The sequence below is a fragment of the Vibrio scophthalmi LMG 19158 genome (assembly GCF_000222585.1).
GTDB lineage: Bacteria > Pseudomonadota > Gammaproteobacteria > Enterobacterales > Vibrionaceae > Vibrio > Vibrio scophthalmi.
On record NZ_AFWE01000223.1, the window covers coordinates 50300 to 76139 of the forward strand.

The 25840-nt window shown below is 42.9% G+C and carries 23 protein-coding genes; 17 read left to right on the plus strand and 6 right to left on the minus strand.

Annotation, left to right across the window (positions count from 1 at the left end):
* Positions 1-6 precede the first annotated feature (6 nt).
* Positions 7-1113 (minus strand): tetratricopeptide repeat protein, encoded by a 1107-nt coding sequence (locus RH88_RS20990; RefSeq protein ID WP_005599843.1) that lies wholly within the window; start codon positions 1111-1113, stop codon positions 7-9.
* Positions 1114-1426: 313 nt separating this feature from the next.
* Here RH88_RS20990 and RH88_RS20995 point away from each other — a divergent pair, with 313 nt between their 5' ends.
* The 9 genes from RH88_RS20995 to RH88_RS21035 all read left to right on the plus strand — a co-directional run bounded on the left by RH88_RS20995 (position 1427) and on the right by RH88_RS21035 (position 10419).
* Complete coding sequence (locus RH88_RS20995; protein ID WP_005599846.1) at positions 1427-2149, plus strand: FadR/GntR family transcriptional regulator; 723 nt, start codon at positions 1427-1429, stop codon at positions 2147-2149.
* A gap of 77 nt (positions 2150-2226) precedes the next feature.
* The gene (locus tag RH88_RS21000; protein WP_005599848.1) at positions 2227-3150 is read left to right on the plus strand and encodes a 2-dehydro-3-deoxygalactonokinase; all 924 of its coding nucleotides are present in this window, start codon (positions 2227-2229) and stop codon (positions 3148-3150) included.
* Positions 3140-3787, plus strand: coding sequence for a 2-dehydro-3-deoxy-6-phosphogalactonate aldolase (locus RH88_RS21005; RefSeq protein ID WP_005599850.1), 648 nt, complete (start codon positions 3140-3142; stop codon positions 3785-3787). The genes RH88_RS21000 and RH88_RS21005 overlap by 11 nt, the downstream gene beginning before the upstream one ends.
* Positions 3788-3808: 21 nt before the next feature.
* On the plus strand, positions 3809-4810 hold the full coding sequence (locus RH88_RS21010) for a TRAP transporter substrate-binding protein (protein ID WP_005599851.1): 1002 nt from the start codon (positions 3809-3811) through the stop codon (positions 4808-4810).
* A gap of 58 nt (positions 4811-4868) precedes the next feature.
* Entirely contained in the window at positions 4869-5381 is a 513-nt protein-coding gene (locus tag RH88_RS21015; protein WP_005599853.1) for a TRAP transporter small permease, read from the plus strand.
* Positions 5381-6661 carry a TRAP transporter large permease gene (locus RH88_RS21020; protein ID WP_005599855.1) on the plus strand — a complete coding sequence of 427 codons (1281 nt, stop codon included), beginning with the start codon at positions 5381-5383 and terminating at the stop codon, positions 6659-6661. The genes RH88_RS21015 and RH88_RS21020 overlap by 1 nt, the downstream gene beginning before the upstream one ends.
* Positions 6662-6671: 10 nt before the next feature.
* Complete coding sequence (gene dgoD / locus RH88_RS21025) at positions 6672-7820, plus strand: galactonate dehydratase (RefSeq protein ID WP_005599857.1); 1149 nt, start codon at positions 6672-6674, stop codon at positions 7818-7820.
* 2 nt (positions 7821-7822) lie between these two features.
* On the plus strand, positions 7823-9511 hold the full coding sequence (ilvD, locus tag RH88_RS21030) for a dihydroxy-acid dehydratase (protein WP_005599859.1): 1689 nt from the start codon (positions 7823-7825) through the stop codon (positions 9509-9511).
* Positions 9508-10419, plus strand: a complete 912-nt coding sequence (locus RH88_RS21035) for a dihydrodipicolinate synthase family protein (RefSeq protein WP_005599861.1) — start codon at positions 9508-9510, stop codon at positions 10417-10419. The genes ilvD and RH88_RS21035 overlap by 4 nt, the downstream gene beginning before the upstream one ends.
* Before the next feature lie 162 nt (positions 10420-10581).
* Here the strand turns inward: RH88_RS21035 and RH88_RS21040 are convergent, their stop codons facing one another.
* The gene (locus RH88_RS21040; protein WP_005599863.1) at positions 10582-11436 is read right to left on the minus strand and encodes an AraC family transcriptional regulator; all 855 of its coding nucleotides are present in this window, start codon (positions 11434-11436) and stop codon (positions 10582-10584) included.
* Between the two features lie 66 nt (positions 11437-11502).
* Positions 11503-12096: a LysE family translocator gene (locus RH88_RS21045; RefSeq protein WP_005599865.1), complete on the minus strand. Its 594-nt coding sequence runs from the start codon at positions 12094-12096 to the stop codon at positions 11503-11505.
* Between the two features lie 324 nt (positions 12097-12420).
* Here RH88_RS21045 and RH88_RS21050 point away from each other — a divergent pair, with 324 nt between their 5' ends.
* The 7 genes from RH88_RS21050 to RH88_RS21080 all read left to right on the plus strand — a co-directional run bounded on the left by RH88_RS21050 (position 12421) and on the right by RH88_RS21080 (position 20292).
* Entirely contained in the window at positions 12421-14025 is a 1605-nt protein-coding gene (locus RH88_RS21050) for an ABC-F family ATPase (protein WP_081467401.1), read from the plus strand.
* Between the two features lie 155 nt (positions 14026-14180).
* On the plus strand, positions 14181-14609 hold the full coding sequence (locus RH88_RS21055) for a VF530 family protein (RefSeq protein WP_038219336.1): 429 nt from the start codon (positions 14181-14183) through the stop codon (positions 14607-14609).
* 394 nt (positions 14610-15003) lie between these two features.
* Positions 15004-16230, plus strand: coding sequence for a sodium/glutamate symporter (gene gltS / locus RH88_RS21060; RefSeq protein ID WP_005599871.1), 1227 nt, complete (start codon positions 15004-15006; stop codon positions 16228-16230).
* Positions 16231-16570: 340 nt separating this feature from the next.
* Positions 16571-18301, plus strand: a complete 1731-nt coding sequence (locus tag RH88_RS21065) for a sensor domain-containing diguanylate cyclase (RefSeq protein ID WP_005599873.1) — start codon at positions 16571-16573, stop codon at positions 18299-18301.
* A 174-nt stretch (positions 18302-18475) separates the two neighbouring features.
* A complete protein-coding gene (locus RH88_RS21070; protein WP_005599875.1) occupies positions 18476-18847 on the plus strand; it encodes a DUF2750 domain-containing protein in 372 nt (123 codons plus the stop codon).
* Between the two features lie 309 nt (positions 18848-19156).
* A complete protein-coding gene (locus RH88_RS21075) occupies positions 19157-19681 on the plus strand; it encodes an RNA methyltransferase (protein WP_005599877.1) in 525 nt (174 codons plus the stop codon).
* Positions 19682-19917: 236 nt separating this feature from the next.
* Positions 19918-20292 (plus strand): hypothetical protein, encoded by a 375-nt coding sequence (locus tag RH88_RS21080; protein ID WP_005599879.1) that lies wholly within the window; start codon positions 19918-19920, stop codon positions 20290-20292.
* Positions 20293-20464: 172 nt separating this feature from the next.
* Here RH88_RS21080 and RH88_RS21085 read toward each other — a convergent pair whose 3' ends face one another.
* The 3 genes from RH88_RS21085 to speG all read right to left on the minus strand — a co-directional run bounded on the left by RH88_RS21085 (position 20465) and on the right by speG (position 24068).
* Positions 20465-22462, minus strand: coding sequence for a leucine-rich repeat domain-containing protein (locus RH88_RS21085; RefSeq protein WP_005599880.1), 1998 nt, complete (start codon positions 22460-22462; stop codon positions 20465-20467).
* 160 nt (positions 22463-22622) lie between these two features.
* On the minus strand, positions 22623-23291 hold the full coding sequence (locus RH88_RS21090) for a hypothetical protein (protein WP_005599881.1): 669 nt from the start codon (positions 23289-23291) through the stop codon (positions 22623-22625).
* 249 nt (positions 23292-23540) lie between these two features.
* Positions 23541-24068: a spermidine N1-acetyltransferase gene (gene speG / locus RH88_RS21095; protein WP_005599882.1), complete on the minus strand. Its 528-nt coding sequence runs from the start codon at positions 24066-24068 to the stop codon at positions 23541-23543.
* A gap of 263 nt (positions 24069-24331) precedes the next feature.
* Between speG and RH88_RS21100 the strand changes: the two genes are divergently transcribed.
* Entirely contained in the window at positions 24332-25768 is a 1437-nt protein-coding gene (locus RH88_RS21100; RefSeq protein WP_005599883.1) for a coniferyl aldehyde dehydrogenase, read from the plus strand.
* The last annotated feature ends 72 nt before the right edge of the window (positions 25769-25840 follow it).

Here is a 25840-nt window from a genome sequence, read left to right on the forward strand (position 1 = left end):
TTATAATTATATTTCGACCACATCAAGGCTCAGCGCTTTGTTAATAGTATTGAGCTGATCTCGATAGGTAATTTTGTAGTGTGCTGCCAGCTTATTAAGCTCAACCATCACCAATTGAGCATCGGCCCATTTTTCAGTGTGGAAGTAGCACAGGAAGAGGTGTTCTAAGCACCATTCGTCATGTGGTTCAAAGATCAGTAATTGACGAATATCTTGTTCAAGTTCGACATAAAGACGTAAGTCCGCTTTAACGCGAGCACGAATGCTGACCACGTCGTAGCTTTCCGGCTTCAATAGCAGATAGTGATCCAGCGCTTCGAGTGCTTCTTCTAAGCGACCATTTTGGTGTGCGGTGATCCCGGCCAAGCGCACCAGTTCAATCGAAGAAATATCGTTGTTTAGTGCGGTTGTGATCCACTGATCCGCTTTGTCATTTTGACCAAGGGCAAGGTATGAGCTAACGGCTGTGATGTAAGTAGAGACTAACGATTGATCACAAGCAAAAGCTTGCTCGGCATACTTGGCTGCCAGCTCAAATTTACTGTCTTGATAATGCAGGCCAGCCAAATTTTGGTAGCCGCCGACAAAGTTTTCATCAATTTCAATACTGCGTTGAAACTGCTCTGCGGCCAAATCACTGTTACCTTGGTAAAGATGATTAAAACCCAGGTGGCAATGAACCATTGGCTTGTTTTCATTTAGTGCGATGGACTCTTGCAACATCGCTTTTGCCATCTCGTAATCACCTAACTGTTGGTAAACAAGGCCACATCTGCTTTTGAATTCATGTTCAGGGAGTAGCGACTTGTAAAGGTTGGTGACGATCATGGCGAGCTGACACATTTGTGCTGCCATTAAAGTTTCAAACAGAAATTGCAGTTGGGCTTCGGTAATGGAAAGCGGTTCAAATAGCTCACTCATTACCAGAGTGAAACTTTCATGCTCTAACCAATCAAGTTGGTTTTTATCTTGCTCACGGCCTGCTTGGGCAAATTGGGCACTTAAAAACATCAAACGATCATTGAGCTTTGGCTCAACGTCTTGTTGTGATGGTAGTAAAGGGAGTTGGCTTTGTAGATATTGATAGAGTTCTAGCCATTTAGTGCTGATCATGCAAAACGTCCTACTTAAATTTCAGCGCTAATATTGAGTATTCTGTTAATGGGCAAAAGGTCGTTTTTAACCCTAAAGTGGTAGTTTTCTTCCCTTTGCTCGCAAACATGATTTTGATCAAGTCTGTCTGAGTAGTGAGTTCTGTCTGCATGGACACAAATATTTAATGTTGAATAGTAGTTAGCCTCCTCCTCAAATAGTTGAATCAAGTGCATTTGCAATGCTCTAGTGCAACTAGGTTCATTTGGTTGCTTGAGTATAAATGCAGATAATGTATGCTACTACCAATATCTTGTAATACATGATTGGAAAAATGAAAACAACACCAGTATCTAAAGCACTAACTGAAGAAATCGCTTATTTGATTGTCTCTGGCCATTATGGTTCTGATGAGCAAATACCAGGTGAGAACGAGATTGCACGCCATTTCGATAAATCAAGAACCTCTGTCCGCTCTGCTCTACAGAGTCTTGCGTCGAAGGGGATGATTATTATTCAAGCTAAAAAACGCTCGACTATTGCACCAGTAGAACAATGGAACTGGTTAGATAGTGATGTTCTTCGGTGGACCTCTCAAGTCAAAAGTAGTGACAAAGTTTTACGTCACCTAATCGCAACACGTCTAATTTTTGAGCCAAATATTGCCGGTTTAGCCGCACTGAACGCTACAGGTAAAGACTTAGCTGATATTGAAGCTGGCTATGAGATTATGCGTGATGCAAAAGCAGAGATGAATCGAGAAAAATTTAATCAAGGTGATATTCAGTTCCATAATGCAATTATCCATGCATCTCATAATCCATTTTTATTAGCATTAGGCAATATGCTAGCGGCCACTATGGAGCTCTCTTTTGCTAATACACTAGAAGATGATGTCAGTTTAAGCGGTCCAGCATTGCAAGAGCATTGGGAAGTACTTGATGCGATCCGTATGCGTGATGCTATTAGTGCCCGCAGTCGCATGCGAGATATGGTTTTGGCATCGATGCGAAAAGTGTTACCAGAAGACCCAGATTTTGTTTCTTTAATTCGTTAGAAGATTTTTGGTGCTGATCACACACCAAGGTTAAAAAAGCATCTATCATGCTTGTCATACAAGATAGGAATATATGTATGACAAAAAAATCACTTATACCAAGTTGGATTGCTGTTGATTGGGGAACGTCGAATTTTCGAGCGTTCCTGATGACTGAAGATGGACTAGTTATCGATAAAATCACGGCATCATGTGGATTGTTAGCTGTACCTGATGGCCTGTTTTCAGAGACATTTCGACAACTTACATCTCCTTGGGCAGGCAAGATTGAGTCACTACCAGTGTTGTTGGGAGGGATGGTCGGTTCTCAGCAAGGATGGTGTGATGTTCCCTATGCCTCGTTACCTGTTTCTATTCATGATTTAAGTGAGAACTTGGTGGACGTTGAGTTACCTTGGGGTCAAAAAGGATGGATAGTTCCAGGTGCGGCGGGCGACAATCAATTTGAATTTCATGATGTAATGCGTGGTGAAGAAATTCAATTAATGGGCTTAGCACATCAGTTAGGGCAAAACAATGTAATCGCAATTTTACCAGGCACGCATAGCAAGCATGCTCGGATAAAACAGCAGTCATTGATTAGTTTTCAAACGTATATGACTGGTGAGCTATTTTCAATTCTTAAACAGCATTCAATTTTAGGGCGGCAATTGCCTGAGCAGCATCATAGTAAAAATGCTTTTCTAAAGGGTGTTGATGCTGGGCGCAAAGGTTTATTGAGTGCGGTCATATTTTCTGCCCGTACCGAAAGATTATTTAATCACATATCCTCATCCAATATAGAGAGCTACCTATCTGGAATATTAATTGGTGCGGAATTATCAGCCATATCAACTGATGACTTGGTATATATCGTTGGTGATGAAAAGCTGTGCACTCTTTATCAAACGGCCTTGGTTCATATTGGTTTAAAAAGCAAAATCCTTTCGGGCGATGACTGTTTTTTATCTGGCCTAACGACTATCTATCAAAAAAATGAAGGAATGCGTAATGTTGCCTGAACAATTGATGAATGACGATGCTTTTACCTCGTTACCATTAGTAGCAATTCTTCGTGGTATTACACCGGAAGATATTATTCCTGTTGCTACAGCACTTATTGCGGAAAACTATAAGCTCATCGAAGTACCTTTAAATAGTCCTGATGCACTAACAAGTATCCGTTATTTAGTTGATGAATTTGGGCAAAAAGCAATTGTTGGGGCTGGAACTGTCACCAATATTGTTCAGTTAGAATCGGTTTTAACAACTGGTGCTCGCCTAGTGGTTACACCGAATATGAATCCGGACGTTATTCGTTTAGCTTCTCGAGAAGGTTGCGTAACGTTACCTGGTGTCATGACACCAACAGAGGCATTTACGGCACTAGAGTGCGGTGCGAGTGGCTTAAAATTTTTTCCTGCAGATTGTGTAGAGGCAAACTATTTGAAAGCACTAAGGGCTGTATTACCTGCAAATTTAGCTTGTTTACCTGTCGGTGGTATCAATGCGAATGCTAAGCAAATGAGTGAATTCAGACAAGCTGGAGCTAACGGCTTTGGTTTAGGTTCCGGCTTATACAAGCCGGGAATGAAAATAGAACAAATTATAAAAAATGCTCGTGAATATAGAGAAGCATGGTCTCAATCTAATAACTAAAAATACTAAAGGAAACGTGAAATGAAAAAAAATCTCACCTCAATTGTTATTTCTATGGCCATTTTTGGACTTTCCGGATGTGGTGATAAAGAAGATGATGTAAAAATAATGAAAGTGGGCATTGGTGTACCTGAATCCCACTTTGAATATAAAGCAATGAAATCATTTGAAGCTTTTGTTGAAGACAAAACCCAAGGAAAATTAGATGTTCAGATTTATGCTAGTAACCAGCTAGGAAACGACCAAGAGGTTTTGGAATCGATCAAGTTAAATACTGTTCAAATGAATTTGCCTGCGCCAGCAGTAATGGGGAATATTGTTAAGGAATTTAACATTTTAGAACTACCTTTTATTTTCCCTACTGAAGAAATTGCAAACCAAGTTGTTGATGGTGAATGGGGTAAGGATTTATTGGGCAAATTAGAAAATGCGGGTTATATCGGGTTAGGTTATGGTAATTTTGGCTTCCGTCATGTAACCAACAGTATTAAGCCGATTACACAATTGAGTGATTTTGATGGCTTGAAACTTAGAACAATGCAAAACCGATCCCACTTAGATGCCTTCCGAGCTCTAGGTTCAAACCCAACACCAATGCCTTTTTCTGAACTATTTTCTTCATTGCAGCTTGGTACTGTAGATGGACAAGAAAACCCGTTTACTAATATCTATTCACAACGTCTATTTGAAGTTCAACCTTATGCAACAGACACAGGGCATGTATACAGCTGGGTTGTCTTTGTTGTAGGTAAAAAATTCTATGAAGGTCTATCCCCTGAGCACCAACAGATTTTGCAACAAGGTGCCGACTTAGCGAAAGAAGAAATGCGTTCAGCGGTAAGAATTCAAGATCAGGAATCTCTTCAGAAAATGATTGATGCAGGGGTTGAGTACCATCAGTTAAGCGATACCGCGAAGAAAGAAATACGTCATGCGGTAGAGCCAGTGGTGAAACAGCATGGCGATCAGATTGATCCTGAATTTTTTGCTGAGCTTCAACAGCAGGTAAATAAACTGTCATAGTGTGAGGGTAGGGCGAATTCTCGTCCTACATCATTTATAGATAATATCGAGAATCGTTATGTCTAAATTATCAAAAGTCTTCTGTGAAGAGTTTGAAGAATATTTAAGTGTCGCTTTATTTTTAGCACTAATAGTACTTTGCCTTCTACAAATATTATTCCGTTTTGTATTTAATTTTTCTTTGTCTTGGACTGAAGAGTTAGCCCGTTATGTATTTATAGCGCTTGTATACGCAGCCTCTTCATTGGCAGTTATTAAGGGTGCACACGTTCGAGTTGAAATTATCGATAACTTTGTTTCGGGTAAGGCTAAGTATTACTTGGACCAAGTGATAGAGGCTTCTTGGTGTGCATTTATGATCTACATTGGCATTTATGGTGTTGAAATCACCGTAGAAGCGTTGCGTGTTTCACAAGTAACTCCTGCGCTTGGTTGGCAGATTGGCTGGATATACATGATTGTACCGGTGTTCTTCTTTTTAATTTCTTTGCGCTTAGTACAACGAATGTATCACCGTTTTCAAAATCGCGATGCGCTAATTGCTAGCTCAAATGATTCGGAGGTTCAGTAATGTTTTCGTTTGCTATTACCATGTTGATTTTCGTAGCGCTATTGTTCGTTGGTATGCCGATTGCGATTTGCATAGGCATGTCGACACTGGCCGCGTTGCTCATGAATGATATTTCGGGTGGTTTTATTGCTCAAATTTCATTCTCTGGCTTGGATTCATTTACTTATCTAGCGATTCCAATGTTTATCATGGCTGGTTTTGTCATGGAGACCGGCGGGCTTTCACGTCGTATTGTTGGCTTTGCATCAACTTTAGTTGGTCGTACAACTGGTGGCCTTGGTATCGTAACTGTTATCGCGTGTATGTTTTTTGCTGCGATCTCTGGCTCTTCACCAGCTACAGTAGCTGCGATTGGATCAATGATGGTGCCTTCTATGATAGAAAAAGGCTACAACCGTCACTTCGCCGGAGCTTTGACTGCGTCTGCTGGATCGTTAGGTATTTTAATACCTCCATCTATACCAATGATTATCTACGCGGTGACTGCGGAAATTTCAATTGGTGATATGTTCTTAGCTGGTTTTATTCCAGGGGGAATGGTTGGTCTAGGTTTGATTCTTACAGTGTACTTAATTGCGCGAAAACGTGGTTATGTAGGCATGGAAGAAAAATTTGATAGCAAGAAAGTTAAGTTAGCGTTCTGGGATGCAAAATGGGCGTTATTAACACCAGTCATTATTCTGGGTGGGATCTATTCCGGTGTATTTACGGCTACGGAAGCTGCCTGCATTACCGTTATCTACACTCTAATTGTCAGCTTGTTCATTCATAAAGAGATTACGCTAAAAGATATCCGCCCAATCGTTGTTAAATCGGCTCTTACGACAGGTTGCGTTATTATCATTCTTGGCTTTGCGACTGCATTTGCTCGTTACTTAACCATGAGTCAAATTCCTCAAATGATTGGTGAGGCGATACTTCAAGTTACTGATAACCCGACGATTATACTATTGATATTTGTTGCGCTGATTATGTTCACGGGTTTATTTATAGAGACTGCTGCGCAGATTTTGATCTATACACCGTTGTTCCTGCCAATCTTAGTTCAATTAGGTATTAGTCCTTACCACTTCGGTATTATTCTCATTGTCGGTACAGAGCTTGCGCTTATTACACCACCGGTTGGGGTAAACCTATTTGTGGCAAAAGGTATTACGGGCTCTTCAATGGTTCAGTTGTCTCGTGCTGTCGTCCCTTTCCTTATTAGTATGCTTTTGGTCCAAATTGCATTGGTATTCCTGCCAAGCGTTATCACCTTTTTACCTGATTTAGCCAAATAGAGTAGTTGCCATGAAAATTGTAAGTTATGAAACATTTATAGTTCCACCACGCTGGTGTTTTTTGAAATTAGAAACGGATACAGGTCTTGTGGGGTGGGGGGAACCAGTACTTGAAGGTCGTGCACATACGGTTCAAGCGGCAGTTGATGAATTAATGGACTATGTCATTGGCAAAGACCCTCGTGATATTGAGGATATTTGGAATGTGTTGTACCGCGCTACGTTTTACCGTGGTGGTCCAATCATGATGAGCGCTCTATCCGGTATTGATCAAGCGTTATGGGATATCAAAGGAAAAGATTTGAATGTTCCCGTTTATCAACTGCTTGGTGGTAAGTGTCGTGACTCTATTCGTACTTATTCTTGGATTGGTGGTGACCGTCCTGATGATGTCGCTCGTATGGCGAAAGAACGTATGGAGCTTGGATTTACAGCGATAAAAATGAATGGTACTGAAGAACTAAATTACATTGATGATTACAGTAAAGTTGATGCTGTTTTAGATCGTGTTCAAGCGGTGCGTGATGCGACACATAAAGATATGGGGATAGGAATAGATTTCCATGGTCGAGTTCACAAAGGCATGGCAAAAGTACTAATGCGTGAATTAGAACCTTTACGCCCAATGTTTGTAGAAGAGCCTTTGTTGCCAGAGCACTTGGATTCAATTCATGAAATCGCTCAATATGGTGCGATTCCTATTGCAACGGGTGAGCGTATGTTCACGCGTTGGGAGTTTAAAACTCTTCTACAACGTGGTGGTATTGATATTATCCAACCAGATCTTTCACATGCTGGAGGCATTACAGAAGTCAGAAAGATTGCCGCAATGGCAGAGGCGTTTGATGTTGCATTGGCGCCGCATTGTCCACTTGGGCCTGTTGCATTATCGTCATGTATTCAAGTCGATGCGGTAGCGCTCAATGCTGTCATTCAAGAGCAAAGTATTGGTATTCATTACAATCAAGGCTGCGATGTACTGGATTATTTAAAAAACAAAGACGTGTTTAGTTTTAAAGATGGGTATTGCGAACTTCCAACTGGCCCTGGCCTTGGTGTTGATATTGATGAGGAATTCTTGCGTGAGATGACTAAGATTGGCCATCGCTGGCGTAATCCGGTTTGGCGTCACAAAGATGGCTCATTTGCGGAGTGGTAACTATGGCTAACTGTGGAAACTGCGGTGATTGTGGCTCTCACTTTAGCACTAATCTACAGGGTGACGACGGTGCGCTTAAACGCGCACTGTATAAATCGATGGGTCATACGGATAGTGACCTTCGAAAACCTGTTATTGCTGTTGTAAATAGCTATACCAATGCTACGCCAGGTCATGTCAATTTGAATGACGTCGCGACCAGAACGATGGATGGAATACGTGAAGCGGGTGGCGTACCAATGATGTTTGGTACCATTGCACCTTGCGATGGCATCGCTGAAGGACATCTTGGCATGCGTTACATTCTAGCTGCTCGTGAAGTGATTACCGCATCAATTGAGATCATGGTTAGAGCTCATAGATTTGACGGTATGGTGTTGCTCGGTTCATGTGACAAAATTGTACCTGGCATGCTGATGGCTGCTGCACGCTTAGACATTCCAGCTATTTTGGTCAATGGCGGGCCCATGTATCCAGCGGAATATCAAGGCAAACACTGGGATGGTAATATTGTCACGGAAGCGATTGGCTGGAAACAGCGAGGGGAGATTTCAGAAGAAGAATTCCGTCAAATTGAAGATTTAGCGGAGCCAGGACCAGGATCTTGTACTATGTACGGGACGGCAAATACGATGTCATGTCTTGCTGAGTCATTAGGCATGAGTTTACCGCAAACCTCAACGATACCAGCTATCGATCCAGCAAGATTTGAGGTCGGTTTTGCTGCGGGTAAGCGTATTGTCCAATTAGTTCATGATGGTATTACTGCTCGTCAAATTTTGACTAGGCAATCCATTCACAACGCCATGTGTGCATTGTTAGCAACAGGTGGTTCTACCAATGCTATTTTGCATCTTCAGGCTATTCATTATGAAGCTGGTCTTGGTGATTTATCCTTGAGTGAATTTGATCAACTTAGTCGGAGAATCCCTCTTTTAGCTGCGATCTATCCGGCATCAGAGCACGATATGATCGATTTTCATCAATCAGGAGGGATTGCAGCAGTAGAAAAGCAGCTCACATGTGAGCTAAAACTTGATGCATTAACAGTAGCTGGGACAAAAGAGCAAGTTCTTGAACGAGTCTCGTTGATTGATGATAACCCTGTGATCAGCAGTCTTTCTTCTCCGATCAAACCCGACGCGGGGGTTGCAGTTCTAAATGGTAATATTTCACCTTTGGGTGCGGTAATTAAACCAGCGGCAGTACCTGATCATATGTATCAGTTTCAAGGGCCAGCAATCGTATTTGATTCTGAGCAAGAAGCAATTGACCGTATCCAAAATGGTGGTATCCCGAAGGGTAGTGTGTTGGTTTTACGCTATGAGGGCCCTAAAGGTGGCCCAGGCATGCCAGAAATGTATAAACCGATGAAATTTCTTGAAGGGATGGCTCTATCAAATGACTGTGCTCTGATTACCGATGGTCGTTTTTCTGGTTCAAATAGAGGTCTATTTGTTGGGCATATATCACCGGAAGCGGCTGATGGCGGAGTGATCGCACTAATACAAGACGGTGACCAAATAGAGATAGATATTGCTAATCGTACATTGATGCTGTCTGTCAGTGACGTTGAACTTACTGCTCGTTATGCAAATTGGAAACCGTTGTTAAAAGAAGTACCAGCAGGTTTTCTTAATCTTTATCGTGAACGTGCGGCATCAGCAGCAGAAGGAGCTGTGTTACGATGAATAAATTATATTTACCTGACGAATTAGTGGGTGTTAATCCGATTGCTGCTATGCCTTTTACTTCTGAAGGTAAGGTGGACATAGTGTCTTTCATTAGCATGATAGAACATTTGAAAAATACGGGATGTAATGGAATTACCTTATTTGGTATCGCAAGCGAATTCTATAAGTTGACGGAGAAAGAGAAGGAACAACTTGCAACAATTTTCGTCCAAATTTTGTCAAGTAGCGAGGTTTATAGTTGTATATCAGTGACCGATCATGCTACTGAAATTGCAGTCGAAAGGGCTAAGTTCTATCAACAACTAGGCAGTAATTGCTTGATGTTACTACCACCATTTTTTCTTAAACCCACGACAGAACAAATTGTTTACCACATTTGTTCTGTGTTAGAGGTGGTGAGCATTCCTGTATTGGTTCAATATGCTCCAGGTGAGACAGGTCTGGATATACCCCCTGAAGCGATGGCTGACATAAGTCGACGTTATCCTCACGCGGTGTTTAAAATTGAATGTAATCCTCCAGTAGAATATTGCCGAGAGCTACTACAATACAAACCAGATACTGTAATTTTAAATGGTTATGCTGGCCTGTATATGTTGGACATGTTGGATATTGGCGGTAAAGGAGTGATGCCGGGTTGTTCCTTTACTGAAATATATGTTGCTATATATGATTTGTATCAGCAAGGTGAAACTGAAAAAGCAAAAAAAGTCCATGCTGACTTATTGAGATATATCCAGCGTTGGATGAGTCATTGTGAGTATATTATTAAAGTTGAAAAACAGATATTAGCTCGGCGCGGCATAATAAGCAGTGGTTATTGTCGCCTCCCAAGTTATGATGTTGGTCAGAATGATGCTGATATTGAAGGTTTTTTGGTTTTATTCAGCCAGTATTTAAAATAGTGTTCATAAAAAGCCAGGCTAACGACCTGGCTTTTTATATTTTAACTAATATTTTTTAGAGTTTTAATGTTTTAGTATAAATTTACAAAGCTAATGTTCTTTAATAATTTTGTTAATGTGTTTTCGATTCTTTAGTGCTTAAAAGTGAATTAATTTTAATTGTTAATCTACAAAATGCGATTGGTAGAATTTCGGTGTGACCGCAAGCTTTCTTTTAAATTGGCGCTGAAAGTGTGCTTGATCGGAAAATCCGAGCTGCAAAGCTACATCAGAGATAGGTTGGCCAGATTTAAGCATCTGTTTCGCACGCTTAATTTTCTCATCCATCAAATAAGCGTGGGGAGGAAGACCAAACTGGTTTTTAAATGCCCGTACTAATTGATAGCGGCTAATTCCGACAGTATCGGCTAATGACTGCAAATGATGATTGTGACTGACTTGGTCAAGTAACTTGTCGCGCACATGAGCAAGACAAGGTTGAGCCTGCGAGGAATGGTGAGCACTTTGAGTGGAGCAGTTTATCTGTTCGCCTTGTTCAATAAAGCACTCGGCGACAAATTCAAACAACAAAACTTCAGCTTGCAGACGGCTTGCGTTTTGCGCGAGAGCATCAAATAGCAAGTTAAACCGCCGCTGTAATGATTCACTTCGTTCTAAATCGCGAGCAAAGCGTGTATAGCTTGAGGTGCGATTGTGCAGCACATCTTGTTGCACTTCGCCCATTTTGATCGTGTCGACAAACAACATCCGATAAGACCATGCTCCGTGACCGGAAGTGCTGGTTTCAGGATTGCAAGAATGCACATCAAACGGATTAATGGTGACGAGATCGCCTTGGCTAATGCGGTAGTGCTTGTCGCGATTGTGGTAGTCTGCAATACCGCTATCGATAATGCCAAAAGAGAACTCATCATGGGAATGGGCTTGATAACAGGCCGAGCTTTGATTGGCTGTTCTTAACTCAATCCAAGGCAACAATGTACTTTGTGTAAAACTGACACTGTCATCTTTTTTCATCTTTCGTCACGATCCCTGAATGATAGCCATTGTGATAGGCTTTTTATAAAGTTGGCTTTGGCGGCATTATATCCATATTGCCCCGACCGAGAGAGCCAACAGCACCGCCATTATGCGATTAAACAATACAAATCGTTGGGCGTTATTGAGATATTTGGCCAGTACACGGCCAATCACAGCCCAAATGCCCACCCCGATCAGGCATAAAACAAGCGATACCGCGGTGAATAGTAGCAATGAAAAATACTCATTCTCTTGCCCTATAACATAAAGGCTGACGCCAGACATGGCAACTAACCACGCTTTGGGATTAAGGATCTGTGTGAGCGATCCCGTCCAAAAGCCCGATTTTTTTTCTTTAGATGACTCAAGTGAGGCGACGGGAGCGGTAAAAATTCTGTAGGCCAAATACAAAATAAACACACTTCCGCTAAATTGCATCACCGTGGTGAGTTTAGGGATGAGTGCGGCAACGGTTTGCATCATACCACCGGTTAAAAAAACCACCATCGCGTAGGCGACGGATGCACCGGTGACAAATCTAGCGGCGGCGCGTTTGCCATGGTTGATGGCTGTGCTGGTGGCGAGGAGGTTTACCGGGCCGGGTGTCGTTGAACCAACAAAAGCAAAAACGACCATGGCGAAAACAAGACTATTCATTGTGCAATCCTTTCTGTACGACCCACAATATAGCGTGAAGTAAAAATGGAGTATTGAACGATATTGCAGCACCAGTATTTAGATTAAGCGCTTTGGAGGTAATTTGATTGGTTAAGGTCTGTTTTTGCTATCTATCATCCGCCTAGAATAGCCATTTATGCGCTTTTTTTTGTGAAAATTACACTCAATATTAACGTGACCTATATCACCTTATGAATGAATCAGCTAGAATAGCGGCCACATCCAATATGACCTTTTTTAACAGTATCTCGAAAGTGAATTAAGAGCTTGTTATTAAAAGAAATTTACTTCGAGGGCACTGCTATCATAAGTACAAATAATATCACCATGCAATTTGGTGCCGAGCCACTGTTTGAAAACATTTCAGCTAAGTTCGGTAATGGTAACCGTTACGGCCTAATTGGTGCGAACGGCTGTGGTAAGTCAACATTCATGAAAATCTTGAGCGGTGCGCTAACACCAAGTTCAGGTAATGTTTCGATTACTCCAGGGCTTAAACTGGGCGTATTGAGCCAAGATCAGTTTGCTTTTGAACAACACAATGTTATCGATGTTGTGATCATGGGCGACCGTAAACTGTGGGAAGTGAAGCAAGAGCGTGAGCGTATCTATTCATTGCCGGAGATGAGTGAAGAAGACGGCATGAAAGTGGCAGAGCTTGAAAGCGAGTTTGCCGAAATGGACGGTTATACCGCAGAAAGCCGCGCGGGTGATATTTTGCTACAAGCAGGTATTGAGGAAGAGTTTCATTTTGGCCTGATGCAGCAAGTGGCACCGGGTTGGAAACTACGTGTGCTATTGGCACAGGCGCTGTTCGCCAACCCTGATATTTTGCTACTCGACGAACCAACCAACAACTTGGATATTCATACCATCAACTGGTTGGCGGAAGAGTTGAACCAACGTAAGTGTACGATGATCATCATCTCGCACGACCGTCACTTCCTAAACTCTGTGTGTACACACATGGCGGATATCGATTACGGTGAGCTACGCATTTACCCTGGTAACTATGAGTACTTCCTTGAAGCTTCGGGTTTGATTCGTGAGCAACTATTGGCTTCGAATGCAAAGAAAACGGCAGAAATTAACGAACTACAAGATTTCGTAAACCGTTTTGGTGCTAATGCTTCTAAAGCGAAGCAAGCAAGCTCACGTGCTAAAAAAATGGATAAGATCCAATTAGACGAAGTGAAATCAAGTAGCCGTGTTAGCCCGTCAATCGACTTCGGTGAAGGTAAAAAACTGCACCGTCTAGCGCTTGAACTGCAAGATCTTGGCCACGCTTTTGGTGACGAACTGTTGTTTGAAAAAGGCAATTTGTTGCTTGAAGCGGGCACGCGTTTAGCGGTTATCGGCGAAAACGGTGTGGGTAAAACCACCTTACTACGTTGCCTAGTCAATGAACTAGAGCAGACACAAGGCGTAGTGAAATGGTCTGAAAATGCCTCGATTGGTTACTGCCCGCAAGACAGCACTGCAGATTTTGATAACGATCTGACCATTTTTGAGTGGATATCGCAATGGCGTACAGTGAAGCACAATGACTTGATGGTGCGTGGTATTTTGGGTCGTCTGTTGTTTACGGCGGATGATGCCAATAAAAAAGCCAAAAACTGTTCAGGTGGTGAGAAGAACCGCCTACTATTTGGTAAACTGATGATGCAAGATATCAATGTACTGGTAATGGATGAGCCAACCAACCACATGGATATGGAAGCGATTGAAGCACTGAATAGCGCATTAAAGGTTTATACTGGCACGTTGATTTTTGTCAGTCACGACCGTGAGTTTGTTTCATCACTGGCGACGTCTATTATTGACGTGAAAGAGAAAAAATTGGTGAGCTTCCAAGGTACGTTTGATGAGTACATGGCACATCAGAAAAAAGTTCTTAACGCCGCGTAATCTAGCGCACTAAGCCTTAGAATGGCGAATAACCGTAATTCAAATCGATGTAGGTTATTCGCTGTAATGAATTAATTTATACCCTTAGAAAGGTATGGTGGGGCGCTGAAAGCGCGCCATTGATAATAAAGGAGCCGTTCATGAGCCATGAATTTATGACCGACGAAGAACGCATCGAACTACAGCAGAATAACCCACTGCACGGCCTTAAATTAGAAGACATGCTGCAGCAGCTTGTTGATCATTACGGCTGGGTCATTCTTGATACGGCAATGCGTATGAACTGCTTCAACACGAAACCAAGTATTGCGAGCAGTGTTAAATACCTGAAAAAGACCGAGTGGGCGCGTGAGCGTGTAGAGAACTTTTATTTATATCGCTTTAAACGCATGCCAAAAGCATCGGAATACGAATACAACTTACCACCGCGTTCACGTACTTTCCCACATGGTTTAGAGCCACGTGAACCAATGGAACTGACAGTTGAATCGATTTTAGCCTCTCAAGCTAAAGCCGCTTCAGCGCACAAAGAACGCGCATCCAGACAGCGTGCAGATCGTTCGCGTTTCCATCATCGTCGATAGTTAACGATCTCGCTTTATACCGAAAGCCAAACACGATTGTTTGGCTTTTTTATTGTTCTCCATTCCTTCTTCCACTGCCCAATTTTCTCTCCGACCATCCAGATTATTTTCATGACTCAATCATGGTATTGATGTGCTTTTCTCATTAGATGATTTTGTTGAATTTGACTAAATTCAACAGGATATTCACTAGTTACGAACGGCGTTCTATTTGTTTATTCTTATCAGGAGAGAATAAATAACGTTTAATTCGCATTTAATTCTTAAATAATGAGAATTGAGTTGGTCTGCAGTCTAGTAATGTAACCTATCAACAGGCAACCTGATTCGCGAGCTATAGCTCACACAATGAAGCGGTAACTCAAGGAATGAGAAAAAGGAATAAAGAGGTTGTATGAATCAGGTTATATCTGTCGGTCCACAGGAGTCATTTTTAGTCGCGATTTTCGTGCTATTTTTAGGCCAGTTTATTAACGCAAAATTACCGACCTTAAAGAAATTCAACATCCCTGAACCCATCGTAGGTGGCTTGATTGTCGCGTGTGCGATCACCACGCTGCATTTCCAAGGTATCGATCTGGTTTTTGACTTGCCATTACAAAACACATTCATGTTGATGTTTTTTGCTACGGTCGGTTTAGCGGCGAATTACACTCAGTTAGTCAAAGGTGGCGCGAAGGTCTTTCTTTTCCTTGCGGTCGCATCGGTTTACATTCTTATCCAAAATGCTGTAGGCGTTTCTTTGGCGAGTATGCTGGGCTTAGATCCACTTATGGGTCTTATTGCCGGTTCCATTACGTTATCCGGTGGTCATGGCACAGGTGCAGCATGGTCGCAAACCTTCCAAGATGTTTATGGCTTAGATAATGTGCTCGAGATTGCGATGGCATCAGCCACATTTGGTTTGGTGATGGGGGGGATTATTGGTAGCCCGGTTGCTCAACGCTTGATTGAAAAGCGCAAGTTAGAGTCAGATTACGGCCACACCAACCAAACGCACCAAGAGTTTCCTGAATTGGTCACTTACAACGAGCATGAGGAAGATCGTGTCACGGCGAAGAAGGTGGTTGAGAGCTTAGCCCTGATCTTGTTCTGTGTGACGGGGGCTGGCTATGTAGAAGAGTGGGTAAGCTCATTTGGTATCAAATGGTTAATGATCCCAGATTTTGTTTATGCATTGTTCATTGGTGTGGTGATCACCAACATTCTTGAAGTGACTAAAGTTCGTAAATTGGATTTAGAGACCGTTGATATTCTTGGCACGGTATCATTGTCCCTATTTCTAGCGATGGCATTGATGAGTCTAAAACTATGGAATATCTTTGATCTAGCGATTCCATTCCTGATTATTTTAGGCGTGCAGTCAATGATTTTGGCGGTCTTTGCTTATCACGTTACATTCCGTGTAATGGGCAGCAACTACGATGCAGCGGTGATTGCGAGTGGGCATTGCGGCTTTGGCCTTGGAGCGACACCGACAGCAGTGATGAATATGGGCTCAATCGTGAGCCGTCACGGCCCGTCACCACAAGCGTTTATGGTGGTGCCGATCGTGGGCGCATTCTTTATCGACATCGTCAACTTAATGATCCTGCAAGGCTGTATCGCGTTTATCCACTAGTGTTACGCGGCTGTAGCCGAGAGTGGGTGATAAATAGCGTCATCATCGCGAGAATATACACCACGTAAAAACCAGTCAGTTTTCTGACTGGTTTTTTTATATCGGAAAGTTATGTTCGGCGAGAAGCATCACATTGATTTGCTGTTCTTAATGCGTTGCTAGTGCGGAATTGAACCCAGTGCACATAAATAAATATTGGTTGCTATCCAGAGCCATTCTATTCGATTTCAAGACTAAACTTATGGATGAGCTGTGTCGGCTAACCTATTCAATTTACGGTTTTTATTGACTGACATTCGCCTAAATATTTCACGATTCCCACGTTGTTTATGGAGAAACAATGAAGAAGTCATTTAGTCAGTTCCAATATTTCCCCATTATCGCCCTTGCCATTTCGATGGTGGTTGGCGGCTATCTTTACAATCGCACCTTGGATGAGTGGCTGACTAAAATTGTCAGTGGCTATATGTTTGGTCTTATCGAAGATGTCTCGTTTGAAATGCAACGCTCACAATTGGACTTGTATGACATGGAAGCGGCAGAGATTGACCAATTCCTCAGCGAGATCCCGCAAGCGAATTTTGGCCGTCGCTTTACCATCGTCCACAGCTCTGGAAAAGTCTTGGGTGATTCCCAACTGACTGAGCATGAAGTCTCATTACTTGATGACCACAGCAATCGTGGTGAAATCATTTCCGCGCTTTCGGGTGACCCGGGTATCGCTAAACGCTATAGCCCGACACTCAACCAAGAACTGCTGTATGTAGCGAAGAAACTTGAGATGATGGATGACGAACATGGCCACGACACAACCTATGTGTTGCGGCTAGCGATGCCGATGACAACGCTTTATGCCATGGCGATCGATCTGGAACTGATTGTATTTGCGCTGCTGGGTTGTTCGCTTATCGTGCTGATCTCGTCGTTGTGGTACAGCAACCGCAAAATCTTCTATGTGGTGAATAAGGAAAGAGATAAGCAAGAAGAGCGGATTCGAAAAAGCACCCAAGAAATCGAATTGTTGCATCGGTTGGCGAATATGCTGGCTGCTTGTAATACCATCAGTGAAGCGCAGAGTGTCGTTGCTGACATCATTCCGCGCATCTTAGGCAACATAAATGGCTGCGTGTCGATTATGCGTGAGTCACGTAACCAACTTGAAGTGAAGCTTGATTGGGGGGGCGAGTGGCCGGCTAATAAAGTGTACGCGCCTTCAGATTGCTGGGCGCTGCGCAAAGGTAAGCATCATCTGTCTCAAGATGAGCATCACAACTTGCCTTGTACTCATATGGATCACTGTGAAACGAGTGGCCTCACCTTGTGTGTGCCGTTAACGGCACATGGCAATACCGTGGGGATGTTCCATTTATATTTCGATTCGCAAGTTGAGCCGATTAATGAGGAAACCAAGCAACTTGCTTTCACTATTGCCGAACATCTTGGCCTTGCATTAGCCAACTTAAGTTTACAAGAGAAGTTACGTTCACAAGCATTAAGTGATCCACTGACGGGCCTATACAATCGCCGTTTCTTTGAAGAAGCGATAGAGAGTGAGTGGGTGAAGTCAGGTCAAACTCAAGCGCCGCTTTCCTTACTGATGCTCGATTTGGATCATTTTAAGCGCTTCAATGACAATTTCGGTCATGACGCGGGCGACTATGTACTTAAAGAAGTGTCGAATCTGCTCAAGCGTACCATTGGTGAAGAGCACGTTGCCTGCCGATTAGGCGGGGAGGAACTTGCGGTGCTTAGCCCGAATTGTAATATTGAACAATCGATGTTGCTGGCCAATGCGATTGTTCAAGCGGTGCGAGAGTTGCATCTTGATATGAAAGGCCTATCGTTAGGCCAACTAGGTGTCTCTATTGGGGTGACCACCTACCCAGACTTGAATGCTTCAACCCAAGATTTGGTCAAAGCCGCCGATACTGCGCTCTATCAAGCCAAAGATAATGGACGTAGCCAAGCGATTCACACCAATCAATCTAATGAGGACGCCAAAAGGGTTGAGCCGGAGGTGGAACAAGAATCGGAGTGCGAAGAGCCAAATTCGTTGGTGCCATCAACCTAGTATTGTCGTGCTTCAATCAGCCACAGAATGCTATTGGTTCGTGGCTGCGTGAGAAGTATTGTATTTGTTTTGGCGATTCTATTTCAGTGCGCGCGTTTAATTCTATATTAGCCAGTACATCCGAATAGAAAAGCAGGATATACTGGCGAGGTATCTATGATTAAAAGGCTACCTATGAGTGATTCATCTGCTGTAACTGTACCACGTGACCCAATGGCACGTTTCGATGCGTTTTTTAAAGCGATTGTTGAAAGCAAAAAAATCTGGCTATTGATTGATGAGCACGGCAGTGTGCTGCTGAACACGGATGATGAAGAGTGTGTGCCAGTATGGCCATCAGAAGAGCACGCGTTGCAATGGGCAACCGATGAGTGGGAAGGCTTTACGGCAGAGCCAATCTCTTTAGCGAAATGGAAAAGCCGCTGGACTCGTGGTCTAGAACAAGATGATCTTTCTCTTGTGGTATTCCCTGACGCGGAAGGCGAAGGCTTAGTGCTTTACCCTGATGAGTTTGAATTTGAAATGATCAAGCGTGAGCGTCGCTAATCTAACGCGGCTCTATCTGATCTAAGCTGGCGGATAAACGCTAGCCTAAGTTGACATTGGCAGTGCTCAAGTATCATGAGCATTGCCAATAACCTGATCACCCACCTCTCTTCAGAGGCTCACATCATTCAGCCATGATCGCTGATTAATCTCGTCACCTCTGCTGTTTTCTTCGCTAACCCTTCTCCTTGCACTCAGGGTTGCTGCGCGTCTATTAACGATGTTTTTTTGAATCTAGGCCTGCATTTGCTAGAATGCCGCCCTTCGCAGGCTACGGTGCCTGATAATGCAAGATCAGAGACGCATAACATGAATAACACTCACACCATCATTGGATTAATCAACCCGAAAAGCCCTGAAAACGTCGGCGCAGTAATGAGAGCGGCTGGCTGTTATCAAGCGAATGCGGTGACCTATACGGGTGAACGCTACGATCGTGCAGTGAAGTTTGCGACTGATACCAAGAGTATGATTCAGAGTATTCCATTGACGGGTGCTGATTGCGTGCTTGATGGTTTAGCGGAAGATGTAAAGATTGTCTGTGTTGAATTGGCAGAAGGGGCAACACCACTGCCGTATTTTCAGCATCCAGACAAAGCGATTTATGTGTTTGGGCCTGAAGATGGCTCGATTCCTCAACAGGTTGCTGATAGAGCGGATCACGTCGTTTACGTACCAACGATTGGCTGTATGAATCTTGCCGCTTCGGTGAATGTACTGCTTTATGATCGTTTGGCTAAGTCTGAAAACATGATTCAAGGTGATGAGCTGATCCGCAGCAGCCGAGATAATAAAAATAAGCTTGTGATTAAATCGACTAGTGATGTCGCGTAAGCGATTGACATCAATAGAGGTATTGAGACTCCTGTTTCTGTATTCAACCGCTGTAATTTTGTCCAATCGTTTTGACAAAGGTGGGCATTAGGCTTGAAATGAGGCAAGCTGTAGCAATATGGTGCGGTTAATTCTCCATTCATTGCCGCATATAAAAGTTAAAGTTGATGCCGAGGCATACGCGAGCGCGTAAACTTAAGCTTATAATAGAATCAGTTAGAGCAGGAGAATCAGTAATGACTCATAAAACAAAAACAATGGAAGTCCCTGTCGCGATTGCCGACAGGGTGCAAGCGCTGATTGATGCTCATGAAGCTAAAGAGAAGTTCAATTCTGAACGTAAAGCGGTAGTAAACAACTTATTGGCGATGGATAAACTGAGTTGTGAAATGGCGGTGTACAGTTTCCCACAGAGCGAGCTGCTTGATACGCTGCGCTTTGTTTATGAACTGTCGGGTACTAATAGCCGTTTTGTGAAAAATATTCTTACTCAATCGAGAGAGAACCCGAATAAGGTTCTTTCTGATGCACAGCGTTCATCTGCGAAAAGTCTACTATTTAACCTGATCAATGAGCCTTCGGTTGTGTCTGCGATGAAAGAGATCGAATAATTAGACCGATCGCTTTGGTTTGCCTTCTATCCTCATAAATCGAACACAAGTAAAAACGCAGAGTCTCAATCAGAGCTCTGCGTTTTTGTTTTTATCTCAGCGAACTTATCTTAACTCACTCTTTATCTATCGCGTACTCATAAGCGGATTGGGTTATCGTGTCAGTGCTGCATCAACGGTAGACGACATCCTCAGGATAGCCATAGTAGTCATCTTCTTCGTCGCTTGATTCTGACGCAAAAGCCGCGTAGTCCACCTGAGTATCACGGTTACAAGCGATCACTTTGATGGCTTCATTATTCCAAAACGCATACTCTTCAATCCTTGTCACAGAGGCTGGGATCTCTAATTCAAGCAGCTTATTGTCGGTAAAGGCTGCATGGCCGATTAATTTGAGCGAATCAGGCAAGGTCACCTTAGTTAACTTGCTTCTGCGAAAGGCATCGGAGCCGATAGCCTCAACCGCGACATCATTAAACTGATTCGGAATTACAATCTCGGTATAACGGGCAAAGTACTCCAAAATAGTGCCCGTTTCTTCCTCAAAATTAACGTCTTTCAGGGTTAACGTATGAGGCGAGGTAAGTTGATGCTGAGAAAATGGCGTCGCATCGAGTAAGTGTTCTGGAAAAGTGTTAGGGGCAATCGAAACCGTCGGGCTGTGTATTGCGATACTGGTTAATGGGTTGAAGTCAAAGGCATCTTTAGCGATAACTTGCACTGATGGTGGAATGGATACATGAGTTAAGGCGTTTTCGGCTAAGGCCCGCTCGCCAATAAAGGTGAGAGAATCAGGCAAAGTGATACTGGCGATCTGATTGACGGAAAAAGCGTAGTCGTGGATTTCTCGTAATGAGTCAGAGAGTGTCACCTTGGTGAGTTCATTATCGAAGAAGGCAAAACGACCAATGCTGGTGACAGAGTTTGGCACGACCAATTCGTCTAGGTTGTTACCATCAAAAGCATGTTCGCCAATGCTCTCGAGTGACTGAGATAGCGTCACTTTTTCAAGTTCATTATCATTGAAGGCATATTCGCCAATTTGAGTGACGGAGTCTGGAATTGTTATTTTCATCAACTGGTTTTCTTCGAACGCCATTTCTCCAATCGTGACTAAATTATTTGACAGAGTCACACTGGTTAAGGCGTTTTCAGCAAAAGCCCGATACTCAATCGAGGTGACGGAGTCAGGGATGGTGACATGTGCCAGCGAATTTTCAATAAAGGCACTATTACCAATGGTGACAATGCCTTCAGGTAAGATCACGCTGGTTAAGCCATTTTCAGCGAAGGCGCGATAGCCGATCTCTTTCACGGAGTTGGGAATATCGACATGAGTGATTTGATTATTGGCAAAGGCGTCACGTTCGATGGATTCTACTTGATGAGGAATCTCTATTTCACTTAGCGCATTATGTTCAAAGGCGCCGTTGCCAATCAAGGTTAATGAGTGAGGTAGCACTACTCGTGTTAAGTGGCAGTGGCGAAAGGCGCAATACTCAATCTCGGTTACGCGCATACCATCAAAATTGTCTGGAATAATGATGTTGGTGTAACTGGAATAGTATTGGAGGATTCGGCCTGTCTCTGGATTAAAATCGACGTCGATTGACGTGAGGGTATGCTCCTGCTCTAAAGCAGATGCAGAAAAAGGGGTTGATTCCAGTAGATCACCATCAAATGCATTGTGACCAATCGTTAGTATCGAGTCAGGTAGTGAAATCGCGCTGAGTTGGTTGTCGGCAAAAGCGCCTTTATTGATGCGAATCACCGAATTTGGAATCGTCACATCAGTCAATTGATTATTAGAGAAAGCTCTCTCTCCAATCGAGGTGACGGAATTTGGAATAGTGACCTGACCAAGCTCATTCCCCATGAACACACCATCTTCAATAGTGCTTAGAGCGTTAGGCAACGTTACACTGGTCAGTTCATTATTGAGAAACGCATATTCACCGATATAAGTGATTGAATCGGCGATAGTGACATGGGTTAAGTCACAGCGGCTAAACGCTTCTTCATCAATGGCGACGACGGGAATATGATTGAATGTTTCAGGAATAATAATCTCGGTGTAGCTTGCCGTGTATTCGGTAATCATTCCCGAGCTTTGGTCAAATTCAACGTCTGCTAATGTCAGAGTATGAGCTTGGCGGTTGGAATTATTCATGACTTCCTCTTGATTCTGGAAAAAGGCTCAGGCGTATTTGATCGCGCCTGACGATAATATTCAGTGACTTTGTATACAAACGAGGTAAGCAGCATGCCAAGAAGCGATTGATTTGGCCATGCTACTTTAAAGTGTTACATATCCTGTTTGGTGGGGGCCATTAAACAAACAGCGCTTTTACTTGTTTGTAGAGAAACACCCATCGGCTTAGTACGCTCGAATCCATTGAGACATAGTAACCATGATCGCCAACCTCAATGTAATCGACGCTGCCATCATAGACAAACCATGCGTTGCCGCTCGGATATTCGACAGATTTATAAGTAAATCGATCAAATCTCAACCTTTCTTCAAGGTATCCAAGTTCACTCTTAAAATGACATGACACAGTCGAAGAGAGTTTTGTGCCATCGATCAGTTCTTGAATCTTGATCTTCACGTCTCGGGTTTGAAAGCGTTCACCATAGCTGTAAGCGATGTCGAGTGAATTATATTGTCCTCTATAGCTGATTCCATCCATCTCTTCTCTGTTTGGGTTTTCCAGAGCTAGCGCATACTCAAAATCATCGAAGATCTGCGTTTGATGGTCGATGTAGTCGATTTTGCCGTTAGGGTAGGTTTTTGCCGCGAGTGCCGAGCAGATATGTTCAAGCTTTGCGTTAATCATGCTGTCTTTACCGACCAGTATCAGAGAGGTAAACGGGGCAATAATGATAATGGCCAAGGCGATTAGGATTGGGTTTTGCCAGAGTCGATTTTGTTTTTTAGGTGGTACGTTGGAGTGTTTTTTTTCTTTTTTAGCCGAATTTTTGCGTTTATTTTTAGCCATAACGATACAACAAATAGCCTTATTTTTTATATAAGAGAAATACTTGCTCACTGAAGAGGAGTGAACCATGAAAATAGAAGGCCGTACTTTAACTCCTCTATTCAATAATTTATGTGGTGCTGATTGTATTTTGTGGTTTTACAGCATACATATCTTGGATAATTTCCCTCAGGCTTAAATAGAAAAGGGCTTCTCTGTGAGAAGCCCTTTGCATCAATTGCCGTATATATCTGTGATATCAGTAATGTGCTATTGCTTATTGCGATTCGCTAGGTAGTTATCTTGAAGAATATACATGCGCTTGATATCGCAGTATTCGCCGTTAACGAAGATCTCTTTGACTAAATGCCCTTCCTCAACAAAGCCGCTTTTTTCATACAGATGAATCGCCTTCTCGTTGTTGACGGCCACATGCAAATACACTTTGTGCAGGTTTAAAATGGTAAAAGCGTAATTCAACGCTTTATTGATCAAACCGCGAGCGTAGCCGCAACCTTGATAGTTTGGTGCAATAATGATTTGGAATTCAGCGTTGCGGTGAATGGAGTTAATTTCAACTAACTCGACAAGGCCAATGGCTTGATTCTCAGAGTTTTCCGCGATAAAACGGCGTTCATTACTGTCGTGAATGTGTTTACGGTAGAGGTCTTCCAGTTCGTAGTACGATTCATACGGTTCTTCAAACCAATATGACATGATCGAACGGTTGTTGTTTAGCTGGTGAATAAAGCGAAGGTCTGTTTGCTCGAGAGCACGTAATCGGATTTCATTATCCATGTTACTTTCCATTAACAAGTAAATATAGTAGTAACAGCACAGTCTTTAGTGTCTTATGCTGATGGCGAGAACATATCACTATAATTTGTAGTGGGGAATCACTATTTAGCACATTTTTAGATAATGTTACTGCTGATGTTATTCGGTATGGGGGTGTTTACTACCCAGAGAAGTGGGTTACAAGGAGGCTATCGAACACCCGTGATTTCTGAGTTAAAACTGGCTATTCTTAAGTCGATGAATCGTAAGAGTGTATTAAGGTTATGGAGAAGATCGTCGATCTAAATCGTTGGCAAAAAGCGCATGTAAAATCTCAGGAAGAATTACAGGTGTTATTTGAAGAGTTAAGCGGGAATTTTCAAGCACAGTCATACCCAGAGCTGTCGCATCGTTTGCAGATCTTAATGCAGCTTAAGCAGGCATTAATTGAGCACCAAGCCGATCTGATTAGTGCGCTGGATGAAGATTATGGTTACCGTAGCGAATTTGATAGTACGATTTGCGATTTACTTCCGGCGATTGAACATATCCATTACACCTGTAAAAATTTGCGTAAGTGGGCTAAACCATCAAAACGTCGCTCGGGCTTATTATTAGCCCCTTCTCGGATTAAAGTTATCTATCAACCCCTAGGTGTTGTGGGGGTTATCGTTCCTTGGAATTTCCCCATTTTCCTTAGTATTGCGCCAGTCGTTACTGCATTAGCTGCGGGAAATCGAGTGATGGTGAAACTCAGTGAGCATACCCCGAATACCAATCAAATATTGAGTAAGATTCTCGCCCACCTTGATGGCTATGTTTGCGCGGTGGAAGGAGAGGTTGAGATCGCGGAGTATTTTTCTCAATTGCCTTTTGACCATTTACTCTTTACTGGCTCAACTCAAGTTGGCCGTATGGTGGCAGAGCAAGCGGCGAAAAACCTAACCCCAGTCATACTCGAATTGGGTGGAAAATCACCGGTTATTATTGCACCGGATGCTGATATTGATAAAGCGGTGTCGGCCATATTAATGGGTAAATCACTCAATGCTGGACAGATCTGTGTTGCCCCAGATTATGTTTTGCTGCCAGAAGATCAGCAACAAGCCTTTATAGAAAGTTACTTTCGCCAATATCGCCAAGCATACCTTAATCAGAATCATCAGTTGGCGATGACACGCATCATCAATCAAGCGCAGTTTGAGCGTTTAATCCGTTATATCGAAGATGCCAAACTAAAAGGCGGCAAGGTTTACACTATCGAAGATGTGCCTCTCGGTGAGCGTGAGATGCTGCCACATCTGATCACCACTCTCAGTGATGATATGTTGGTGACCGAGGAAGAGATTTTTGGCCCTATTTTACCGATTATCGGTTATCACCATGTTGACCAAGCAATCGAATATATCGAAAATCGCCCGCGGCCATTAGCTCTCTATTTAATGAGTAACGATAAAACGTTAATTGAACAGGTTAGCCACCAGACACACAGCGGTGGTCTGTGTATCAATGATACCTTATTGCACGTTTCAGCACATGATGCGCCGTTTGGTGGGATAGGGGCTTCCGGTATGGGGCATTATCACGGTGTGGAAGGGTTTCGCAGTTTGTCGAAAGCGAAGACAGTCTTGACGACGCCAAGTTGGTTACCGCGTGCTCGCTGGATTATTCAGCACCGGAAGTGGATGAAGAAAGTCATGGCAGCGATGTTCATCAAGTAAAAAAAATCAGACCCAGAGGGTCTGATTTGATTATTGCACTTTATATTATACCGATTAACGACTATCTAAGTT